An 11,447-nucleotide genomic window follows, 5' to 3' on the forward strand; every position below is an offset into this window, starting at 1 on the left:
CATCGCAAAAGCAATATTGGATAGTTCTAAAATATCATTAAAACATACGGATTAAGATTTGATCGAACTTTCCAAACTTTTAACGACATCTTCTTCCGGAGTGATAAACAAAGTAGTCTGTTGCTCATAGATGACAAATCCAGGCTTCGCTCCGCTGGGCTTACGCACATGACGAATCAATGTGTAATCGACAGGCACACTACTGGATTCTTTAGCCTGGCTAAAATAAGCGGCAAGCTGTGCAGCTTCTGCTAATGTAGCTTCACCAAATTGTTGACTACGGATAACCACATGAGAACCAGGAATATCTTTGGTATGCAACCATGTGTCATTGGAGTGAGCTAATTTGTTGGTAATATAATCATTTTGTAAATTGTTTTTACCTACATACATTTCGATACCTTCGCTAGACGTATAGACATGAAGAGTCGGACGATTGTCTTTACGTTTCTTTTTGGCACGTTTATTACGATTACGTACATATCCTTGCTCCGCCAATTCTTCACGAATCTCGTCAATATCTTGCAAAGAAGCACTGCCTAATTGTTGTAGCAACGAATCCAAATACTGAATTTCAGCATGTGTTTTGATTAATTGTTGATCGATAACCGCTAGACTGTTTTTGTATTTGTTATACCGTTTGAAATAACGCTGTGCATTATCAGAGGGTGTCAATTGCGGATCAAGAGTGATCGTAATTGGACGCTGTTCTTCATCATAGAAGTTAATCAATTCGATCTGTTTATCGCCACGTTTTAGTTCATGTAGTGAAGCGAATAACAATTCACCCTGGATACGGAATTTTTCAGCACCTTCAGCTTCTTGAATATCTTTTTGTAGATTGTCTAATTTTTTAATATTTTTGCTACGCTCATTTTGAAGAAAACGTAATAGATCACTTGTCTTCTGCTTTACGGTATCACGTTCTGCTTTGTCACCATAATAAGCCTCGATACATTGACTGATCGAATCGTAATGCTTTTCTTCCTCTTGAATCAGAGTCAAGGGCACTGCTGAAAATACGATTTTACCTTGAGCATTCAGACCACTGACAGGAGCGAATTCTCCTTTGGATACTTGCTCCATTAAAGTAGAAAAAGCTTGCCAGATATACTGTACATCTGGATACGGATTTTCATTTGCTCCATTAGCACTCACATCAGCTTGCTGAGCACGATATACAATTTCTTCAGCAATCAAAGGGCTTAGACCGCTAAACGTATTCAAAATAAAACGAGCAGGCGGATCAATATTTTCACGATGCAGTTCCATAAACTGTTGTTCGCCTGTTTCTAACGGATTCAATTTGTGCTGATCTGGCGGTTCTACATAGCTGAATCCAGGCATGATGACACGGTAGCTACTAATAGCGGGTGTAATATGATGAATTCCGTCTAATATCGTATTGGTTGCCGGATCGATTACAATCATATTACTATGACGACCCATGATTTCGATAATTAACCGTTTGAATGAAACATCGCCTAATTCATCACGTTGACGCACATTGAAATGAATGACACGTTCCATACCTACTTGCTCAATGGATTCTATAATTGCGCCTTCACAATGTTTGCGGAGTAACATACAGAACATCGGTGCTTCTTGCGGATTCATAAATGATTGTTCGGTAAATTGAACACGTGGATAAGTAGGGTTCACACTTAGAATTAATTTGCGATTCCCACGCTGTGCACGAATCTGAAAAACAATATCATTACCTGTCGGTTGGTGAATTTTATTAATACGTGCGCCTTGTAGAGACTGAAGCTCATGAACAATCGCACGGGTAACAATGCCATCTAATGCCATATCTAATATTCTCCTATTCTTACTATCATAATCATCTTCTATCATGCCACAAACCCATAGCAATTTATAGTGCCATCATGTATGCTTACCCAATAGAATGTGTTTTTCGGAGGAGAGGATTGAGATGGAATTTACCAAAATGAATGGTCTGGGCAACGATTTTATCGTTGTTTATGGAGAGCCATCATTGCCAGCAAATGTAGCAGAATTGGCGATTAAGCATTGCAATCGTTACTTTGGTATCGGTGCAGATGGTTTAGTCTATATTTTGCCGTCCGCCAATGCAGACTTTATGATGCGTATTATTAATTCAGATGGATCAGAAGCAGAACAATGTGGAAATGCGATTCGTTGTGTTGCCAAATATGTATATGATCGCGGTCTAACGCCGCATACTGAAATTACAATAGAAACGATGGGTGCAGGTGTTCAGTCGGTAACAGTTCAAGCCGAAGATGGCGTTGCTCATACCGTTCGTGTCGATATGGGAGCACCCATTCTGGATAGCACTTTAATTCCAGTGGCAGTAGAAGGTAATCCTGTGATGAATCAAGAGATTGAAGTGGAAGGACAGGTTTTCCATTTTACAGCAGTATCAATGGGTAATCCTCACTGTGTTATTTATGTTGATGATGCAGTGAATATTGATCTGAATAAATGGGGGCCACTGCTTGAAAATCATCCGTTATTTCCACGCAAAGTCAATGTAGAATTTACAACTGTACAAAGTCGTGATCGTATGGATATGCGTGTATGGGAACGTGGAGCAGGGCCAACACTGGCTTGTGGAACAGGTGCTTGTGCAACATTAGTTTCTTCGGTGCTTAATGGATATTCAGATCGTAGTGGATATGTATCTCTTAAAGGTGGAGACTTATATATCGAGTGGGATGAGTCCAGTAACAAAGTCTATATGACTGGTTCTGCGGCTACGGTCTATACAGGAGAAACAACCGAATAACAGCTTACAAACAGTCTGGTTATATAATTTAGCTATATCACCGTTTGAACGTCTTATAGCTCTTGTTTTTGTGCTACATTAGAACGTAAATGAATCCAGTGGGGTGGACTATACAATGAAGCCAGATTTGCGTTCCAAATGGACAGATAGCGTGATTATAGGTGATGGAGCGATGGGAACCTATTTATATCAATTAGGATTTCCAGTAGGGATCTCTTATGAAGAACTTAATTTGATTCGTCCACATATTATAGAAGATGTACATCGTCAATATGTTAATGCAGGTGCTCAAATGATTGAGACCAATACATTTTCTGCTAATTATGACCGATTATCTAAATATGGGCTTGAAGATAAAGTCGATGAAATTAATCGCGCAGGGGTACGTATTGCCCGGGCAGCAGCTGGGGATCAAGCTTATGTCGTTGGTTCAGTCGGAGCGATTCGCAATGGTAAACGTACCAATATTCCGAGGTCTGAATTACGCCAATATTTTAGACAACAAGTATCTTCGTTATTAGATGAAGGTGTAGATGGAATTTTGTTAGAAACGTTTTTTGAAGTGGAAGAACTTGCGATTGCTTTACGGCAGGTACGCAAACTTACTGATATTCCTGTCATGTGCCAATTAACAGTAGAAGATGCGATTCGGACGTTAGATGGATTTGCTTTGCCAGATGCGTTTGCTTTGTTGACGGATGCAGGAGCAGATATGGTTGGTCTTAATTGCCGTGTGGGTCCTAATGGAACACTACATGCACTTGAAGCGATTCAAGGAAAAGTATCGTTACCGTTATCTGTTTATCCAGATGCTGGTGTCGCTGATTACGTTGATGGTGAATATCGTTATGGAGCAAGCCCGGCTTATTTTGGTCAACGGAGTGTTCGATTTGCCGAGTTAGGTGCCAGAGTGATCGGTGGATGTTGTGGAACTACACCTGAACATATCGCTGCAATCGCAAGAGCACTAGAAGGATATACACCGGAGACATTAGACTTTTCAAATGTACAAAAACCTACTCCACAGATCAGTGTAACCATAGAAAATGCAATTATGGATGAAAGTGATCGTAATGGGGAAGATGTACCGCCAACACTGGTTGATCTGGTGCGCGAACGTCCAACCGTTATCGTTGAACTGGATCCGCCTCGTGATCTGGATATCACTCGCTTTCTCAAAGGAGCAGCTGCGCTTAAAGAAGCAGGAGTGGATGCATTAACTCTAGCAGACAATTCGCTAGCAGTTACTCGAATGAGTAATATGGCACTTGGACATATTGTGCAACGTGAAGCGGGTATTCGCCCTTTGATCCATATTGCTTGTCGTGATCGCAATATGATTGGTAGTCAATCGCATATGATGGGATTCGATGCATTGGGTATTGATCATGTTCTAGCGGTAACAGGTGATCCGTCTAAATTTGGTGATCTGCCAGGAGCAAGTTCGGTCTACGATATGACTTCATTTGATATGATCAAAATGATCAAGCAATTGAATGAAGGCATTGCTTTCTCAGGTAAACCACTCAAACAACGTGCCAAGTTCGTTGTAGGGGCAGCCTTTAACCCGAATGTAAAACATCTCGACAAAGCAGTCGTTCGTCTGGAAAAGAAAATTGCTGCCGGTGCTGATTATATCATGACTCAGCCTGTCTACGATGTGCAGTTGATTGCTGATATTCGCGAAGCGACCAAACATTTGGATATTCCTATTTTTATCGGCATTATGCCACTTGCGAGCGGTCGTAATGCTGAATATCTTCATAATGAAGTTCCGGGTATCCAATTATCGGATGAAGTACGTGGACGAATGGCTGGGCTCGAAGGTGAAGAAGGCAGAGCTACAGGCGTAGTGATCGCTAAAGAACTGCTGGATGTCGCTATGGAACATTTTAATGGAATATATATTATGACTCCGTTTATGTTTTATGATATGAGCGTACAGCTAACTGAATATATATGGACAAAAGCAAAGCGCCGTCCAAACCCCTTGTTTCACACTAGATAATCAATTACAATAGGATAACGGATGTGATGCCGATGTCATTCAGTATGACCGGATACGGTCAGTCCGCCGTGCAATTTGGCGGCTACAAAGTCCAGATTGAAGTCAAATCCGTCAATCATCGTTATTGCGAAATCGTGATGCGTATACCACGCGAATGGGGTCAAATGGAGGACAGTCTCAAACGACTGATTCAAGATGCGATCAAGCGTGGACGGATAGATGTATTTATGAACAAAGAGCAAGATACAGGGCAAGTTCCGTCTCTGAAGCTCAACCATGCGAATGTCCAGTCTTATTTACAAGCAGGTCAAGAGCTAACAGAGCGTTATGGTATGAATGGAACGTTGGATATTAACCAATTGCTTGCATTACCGGGAGTAATGACGACTGAGCAACCTTCAGAATTGGCAGATGAAGAAGGACAAGCACAGTGGCAACAGATTCTTGGTCAGGGGCTACAAGAAGCACTTCATAATTTACTGGAAATGCGTGCACGAGAAGGGATTCATTTAGCTAACGATTTGCGGGAGCGTCTGAATTTACTAGAGCAGCATTATCGGAAGATGTGTGAATTAGCACCTACTGTAGTAGAAGAACATCGTGTACGTCTGGTACAGCGATTATCTGAACTTCAGGATGGAAGTTATCATTGGGATGATTCCAGAATTAGCATGGAGATCGCCGTATTTGCAGATCGTTCAAATATTGATGAAGAATTGACACGTTTGAATAGTCATTTTCAGCAGTGCAGGTTATTGCTCGAAAGTAATGATGCAATAGGGCGTAGACTTGATTTTTTGATTCAAGAAATGAATAGAGAAGTGAATACAATTGGTTCCAAAGCAAATCATCTGGCTCTGACTAATCATGTGGTTGAGATGAAAGCGGAACTGGAAAAAATCCGTGAACAAGCTGCAAATTTGGAATGAATGCAAGTCAGCGACCTCATTTCGGCGTAAATGAGTCAAATGTATAGGGGGAAAAACCTGAAGATGGCCATCAAACTTATCAATATTGGCTTCGGAAATATTGTATCCGCTAATCGGATTATTTCTATAGTAAGCCCTGAGTCTGCACCAATCAAAAGAATTATTCAGGAAGCACGCGATCGTCATATGCTCATTGATGCCACATATGGTCGTCGTACTCGTGCTGTTATCATTACAGATAGCGATCATGTGATTCTTTCCGCAGTGCAACCGGAAACCGTAGCACATCGTCTATCTACCAAAGATGATGATCACGACGAATAAACAAAAAGAGGCTGTTGATCAATCCAGTACAGACCGGAAGACGCAACAGCCTAAAATGGAGTGTACCATGTCTAAAGGATTATTATTTGTGTTATCCGGCCCGTCTGGTGTCGGTAAAGGGACGGTATGCAGTGCTCTTCGGACGCGCATGCCTGAGTTGATCTATTCTGTATCTGCAACCACTCGTCAGCCTCGTGCAGGTGAAGTGGACGGAGTGAATTACTTTTTCAAAAGTCATGAACAATTCCAGTCAATGATCCAAAATGATCGATTGCTGGAACATGCGGAGTATGTAGGTAATTTCTATGGCACTCCACGTGATTTTGTAGAAGATACGCTGAATGCGGGTAACGATATTTTCCTTGAAATCGAAGTACAAGGTGCTTTGAAAGTCATGGAGAAGTTTCCAGAAGGCGTATTTATTTTTTTGACTCCACCTTCGTTTGAAGAATTGGAACAACGTCTGCATGGGCGTGGAACTGAAACCGTAGATACGATTATGAATCGGATGACGGTAGCTGCTGACGAGTTGGAATTGATGAAGCATTATGATTACTCTGTAGTCAATGATGAAATTGATCTAGCATGTATGCGAATCCAGAGTATTATTGTCGCAGAACATTGTAAGATTACAAAATAAGTCCTGCGGAAGTTTATTTCGCAGAACACGAAGAGGTGTGTGTATCTAATGTTATATCCTTCTATTGATGAAATGATGACTAAAGTCGACAGTAAGTACTCTCTTGTTGTTGCAGCTTCCCGTCGTGCAAGACAATTGCGCGAAGGTAGCACTAGTGAATTGAAAGATGCTCATGCGAGCAAATATGTAGGTATTGCATTAGAAGAAATCTATAACGATATTCTTCGCATTGAACGCAGAACAGAAACAGAGTATGACGACGAGTAAGAAGTAAGGGTCTAGGTAAAGGGGTCCGCTATCTAATGTATAATTAAATACGGTCCCCGGCGCCACTTGCTAACAACCGAAAGGTTGTTATTTTTTTTGAAAAGTTCTCGAAATGATCACTGTTATTCCCTTTTTACTACAAAAAGCGGTATAATAAAGGGATGAATAATTGCTCAAACTAAACGAAAGCGGGGAGATAGAGATGCTGCAAGGTAAAAAGATTGTGCTAGGGATTACTGGCGGAATCGCTGCTTACAAAGCGGCAGCGTTATGTAGCGGATTGGTAAAACAAGGAGCAGATGTACATGTTATTATGACACATTCAGCTTCCAAATTTATTACCGAACTTACCCTACAGACGCTCTCTCGTAACCCGGTTCATATAGATACATTTGACGAACGTGATCCAGAAGTAGTCACGCATATTAATCTAGCCGATCTAGCCGATCTGGTATTAATTGCTCCAGCCACAGCAAATACAATAGCTAAAATGGCTCATGGACTAGCAGATGATATGCTTTCTTCAACTTTGCTTGCAACGATGGCTCCAATCATGGTAGCTCCAGCAATGAATGTACACATGTACCAGCATCCAGCCGTGGTGCAGAATATGAATACACTGGTTAGTAGAGGTGTGCTAATGATCGAGCCTAGAAGTGGAATGCTTGCTTGTGGTTATGTTGGCAAAGGACGTTTGGAAGAACCGGAGACGATTATTAGAGTAGTACAAGACTTTTTTCAAGCTCAGGCTCATCGTAATCAGTTAAGTCAAGCATTAGCAGGCAAAAAAGTAACAGTCACCGCAGGTGCAACCGTGGAACGGATTGATCCTGTTCGCTTTATTACGAATGATTCTTCCGGCAAAATGGGGATTGCCATTGCTAAAGCGGCTCGTGATATGGGTGCATCGGTACGACTGATCGCAGGGACGGTTCAAGTACCTTTACCTGAAGGGATCGAGACTGTACGTGTTCAGTCTGCTCAAGATATGTATGAAGCTGTATTAGGAGAATGGAACAGCACCGATATTATGGTTCAAACAGCAGCTGTTGCAGATTATCGTCCACGTACTGTATACGATACCAAAATGAAGAAAAAAGACGAGGGGCTTACATTAGAACTCGAAAAAACAGTCGATATTTTGGAAAGCTTAGGTCAACGCAAACAGGGACAATTTCTGATTGGATTTGCCGCAGAAACGAATGATGTGGCTGAACATGCTATGGGCAAATTAAAACGCAAAAACTGTGATCTATTAGTCGCTAATGATGTCACTACAGTTGGAGCTGGTTTTGGTACAGATACCAATGTAGTTCAGATTTATGATGCTGATGGATTAGTAATGGATCTGCCTTTGATGAGTAAAGATGACGTAGCGATCCAATTGTTGAGTGTAGTAGCCAAACGGCTGAATGGAGTGTCTACCTCATGACGCTTATTGCTCAGGTGATTGTTGATGTACCTAGCCGGGGCACAGATCGTCCATTTGATTATATTGTGCCGGAATCGATGCAAGGATGGTTAGAAGTAGGGAGTCGTGTCGGTGTTCCTTTTGGCCCACGTACATTACAAGGATTTGTTATTGGATTAAGTGGAACATCAGAGACACCTGCTGCAAAGCTCAAAGCATTGCAGGAATTACTTGATCTTGTGCCTCCACTTTCAGAAGAATTAGTAGAATTGTCTGAATGGATGAGCGCCAAATATGCGTGTCACCGCATTACTGCCCTTCAATCGATGTTACCTGCGGCTTTGAAAGGTAAAGCAGAACGGTATATTCGAGTGGCTGAACGTGAATCTTGGGTAGGCGAAGATTCTCTTTTTGATGCTACAGCATCTTTATTAACCGATGAAGAAGAACAGATTATCTCTCATATTCAAAAGCAACAAGAAGTGCGAATGGAATTGTTAAGTCGACGTTTTGGTGAACAAGCGCATATTATCAAATCGTTGTTACAACGAGGCATATTATTAGAAAGCCGTAGCATACGTGATAAAGTGCAAAAGAAAACTGTTCGAACGGTTTCTTTACATTTGCCAGAAGATGAGATTCGTACGATTATTGAAGAATTTCCTGCCAAAGCCAAACGTCAGCAAGAAGTACTAACGTATATCGCAGATACAGGCGGCGATGTACCGTTGAAAGAAATTATGACGGTGCTTGGCGTAACAGCCAGTACAGTGAAAGCTTTAGCTGACAAAGGATATATCGCTATTATGGATATGGAAGTGTATCGTGATCCTTATCAAGATCGTAACTTTACACCTACTACTCCATTTACATTAACCGATGAACAGCAACAGGTATACAACTCGATCATCAGTAGGATTAACAAGCGGGAAAAAGGTGAATATTTAATTCACGGGATTACAGGTAGTGGTAAAACAGAAGTGTATCTGCAATGTATTCAGCGTGTGATTGAACAAGATCGACAAGCGATTATGTTGGTACCTGAGATTGCACTGACTCCGCAAATGGTTGAGCGATTCAAAGGTCGATTTGGCGATCGTGTAGCAGTGATGCATAGCCGTTTATCTAGTGGAGAACGTTATGATGAGTGGCGCAAAATCCGTGAAGGCAAATCGCAAGTTGCTATTGGGGCACGATCAGCGATTTTTGCTCCTTTTTCTAATCTGGGCTTAATTATTATGGATGAAGAGCATGAGACTTCGTATAAGCAAGAAGAAAGTCCGAAGTACCATGCTCGTGATGTAGCTATTCATCGTGCTCATCAGCATAATGCAGTGGTTATTTTGGGATCAGCTACCCCTTCATTGGAAAGTTATTATGCAGCTAGATCCCAAGCAAATGATGAATTTATGCCAACCTTATTGGAAATTCATGGACGTGCACTTGGAAGTGAGCTTCCAGCTGTAGAGATTATTGATATGCGTGAAGAGTTGAAAGAAGGCAACCGCTCGATGTTTAGCCGACCGCTTCACCAAGCGATAGAAGATCGGCTAGAGAAAAAGCAGCAGACGGTTCTTTTGCTTAATCGACGTGGTCATTCTACTTTTGTTATGTGTCGTACTTGTGGATATGTAGCTGAATGTCCGAACTGCGATATCTCGCTCACCTATCATCAGCGCTCGAACAGTCTACGTTGTCACTACTGTGGACATGCTGAACCGGCTCCGCAAATATGCCCGGAATGTGGTAGCGAGCATATTCGTTATTTTGGCACAGGAACACAGCGTGTTGAAGAAGAATTGGCGAAGTTATTTCCCGGTATTCGTGTTGTACGGATGGATGTCGATACAACCACGCAAAAAGGGTCACATGAGAAATTATTAAATCAATTCCGAGATAAAAAAGCGGATTTACTGTTAGGTACCCAAATGGTAGCGAAAGGATTGGATTTTCCAGATGTGACATTAGTCGGTGTTATTGCTGCCGATTCGGCGTTACATTTACCTGATTTTCGAGCAGCGGAAAAAACGTTCCAACTACTTACACAGGTAGCCGGTCGAGCCGGTCGTCATCATTTACCGGGTGAAGTGATTGTGCAGACGTATAATCCAGAGCATTATTCGGTCATACATGCCAGTCATCACGATTATCATTCATTTGTACGTGAAGAATTAAAGCATCGTCAGACATTAGGGTATCCACCTTATTGCCGTCTAGCACTGATTACCTTTTCTCATGAGAAGTTGGCTTTGTTAGTACGAATTGCTGAAAATTATACACAGATGATTAAAGATCAAGCCTCTAAATTGGGTTGGTTAGGTAGTCTGGAACGATTTTCAAATGAAGCTCTGGATGTATTAGGTCCTGTCGCTTCGCCAATCCCACGCTTAAAAAATAGATACCGATTCCAATGTATGATAAAATGGCGTGGAGATATGGACGTTGCCAAGCTTGCAGAGCATGTGGCAGAACAATTGCAAGACAGTGTACGTGATAAAGAATTATTAATCAGTATCGATGTCGATCCACAGGTATTAATGTAAAAAGGGTTTATGCAAAATAGTAACAACGCAAAAGTAGAGAGATGACATAAAGGACGGGATAAAGAATGGCTATACGTATTATTGTAACTGAACCGGATGACGTGCTTCACAAAAAAGCAAAAGAAGTGACTAAAATTACACCCAATGTACAAAAGTTGTTAACCGATATGGCGGACACGATGTATGATGCAGATGGTGTAGGTCTTGCTGCGCCACAAGTTGGGATTTTGAAACGTCTGATTGTAGTTGATGTAGGCGATGATAACGGATTGATCGAACTCATTAATCCTGAAATTATAGAAAGCAATGGCGAGCAATTAGGCACTGAAGGCTGTCTGAGTATTCCAGGTCTAAATGGTCAAGTTCGTCGTGCGTTGGAAGTAACGGTTAAAGGGTTAGATCGTAATGGTGAAGAAGTGACAATCACAGGTCGTGATCTATTAGCACGTGCTTTTCAACATGAGATCGATCACTTGAATGGTGTACTGTTTACGGATATCGCAGAACGTGTCTATGACCGTAAGCTAGATGAGGAAGGGGAATAAGTCTATC

The 11,447-nt window shown here is 41.6% G+C and carries 10 protein-coding genes; 9 read left to right on the forward strand and 1 reads right to left on the reverse strand.

What is annotated here, in order from left to right; all coding sequences use genetic code 11:
- Positions 1-51: 51 nt before the first annotated feature.
- Positions 52-1,812: an Rqc2 family fibronectin-binding protein gene (locus tag RCP16_RS04120; protein ID WP_308641726.1), complete on the reverse strand. Its 1,761-nt coding sequence runs from the start codon at positions 1,810-1,812 to the stop codon at positions 52-54.
- Positions 1,813-1,936: 124 nt separating this feature from the next.
- Here RCP16_RS04120 and dapF point away from each other — a divergent pair, with 124 nt between their 5' ends.
- The 9 genes from dapF to def all read left to right on the forward strand — a co-directional run bounded on the left by dapF (position 1,937) and on the right by def (position 11,440).
- Positions 1,937-2,773: a diaminopimelate epimerase gene (gene dapF, locus RCP16_RS04125; protein ID WP_308641727.1), complete on the forward strand. Its 837-nt coding sequence runs from the start codon at positions 1,937-1,939 to the stop codon at positions 2,771-2,773.
- Positions 2,774-2,888: 115 nt separating this feature from the next.
- Positions 2,889-4,781 carry a bifunctional homocysteine S-methyltransferase/methylenetetrahydrofolate reductase gene (locus tag RCP16_RS04130; protein WP_069329033.1) on the forward strand — a complete coding sequence of 631 codons (1,893 nt, stop codon included), beginning with the start codon at positions 2,889-2,891 and terminating at the stop codon, positions 4,779-4,781.
- A 32-nt stretch (positions 4,782-4,813) separates the two neighbouring features.
- Entirely contained in the window at positions 4,814-5,710 is an 897-nt protein-coding gene (locus tag RCP16_RS04135; protein ID WP_137220866.1) for a YicC/YloC family endoribonuclease, read from the forward strand.
- 63 nt (positions 5,711-5,773) lie between these two features.
- Positions 5,774-6,034, forward strand: a complete 261-nt coding sequence (remA, locus tag RCP16_RS04140; protein ID WP_020615370.1) for an extracellular matrix/biofilm regulator RemA — start codon at positions 5,774-5,776, stop codon at positions 6,032-6,034.
- A gap of 67 nt (positions 6,035-6,101) precedes the next feature.
- On the forward strand, positions 6,102-6,674 hold the full coding sequence (gene gmk, locus RCP16_RS04145; RefSeq protein WP_069329034.1) for a guanylate kinase: 573 nt from the start codon (positions 6,102-6,104) through the stop codon (positions 6,672-6,674).
- Between the two features lie 48 nt (positions 6,675-6,722).
- The gene (gene rpoZ, locus RCP16_RS04150; RefSeq protein ID WP_069329035.1) at positions 6,723-6,941 is read left to right on the forward strand and encodes a DNA-directed RNA polymerase subunit omega; all 219 of its coding nucleotides are present in this window, start codon (positions 6,723-6,725) and stop codon (positions 6,939-6,941) included.
- Between the two features lie 202 nt (positions 6,942-7,143).
- Positions 7,144-8,373, forward strand: coding sequence for a bifunctional phosphopantothenoylcysteine decarboxylase/phosphopantothenate--cysteine ligase CoaBC (gene coaBC, locus RCP16_RS04155; RefSeq protein WP_308641728.1), 1,230 nt, complete (start codon positions 7,144-7,146; stop codon positions 8,371-8,373).
- Entirely contained in the window at positions 8,370-10,895 is a 2,526-nt protein-coding gene (gene priA, locus RCP16_RS04160) for a primosomal protein N' (protein WP_137220709.1), read from the forward strand. The genes coaBC and priA overlap by 4 nt, the downstream gene beginning before the upstream one ends.
- A gap of 65 nt (positions 10,896-10,960) precedes the next feature.
- Complete coding sequence (gene def, locus RCP16_RS04165) at positions 10,961-11,440, forward strand: peptide deformylase (RefSeq protein ID WP_137220708.1); 480 nt, start codon at positions 10,961-10,963, stop codon at positions 11,438-11,440.
- Positions 11,441-11,447 lie beyond the last annotated feature (7 nt).

It is taken from the genome of Paenibacillus nuruki, from assembly GCF_963311185.1.
In the GTDB taxonomy this organism is placed as follows: Bacteria; Bacillota; Bacilli; order Paenibacillales; family Paenibacillaceae; genus Saccharibacillus; species Saccharibacillus nuruki.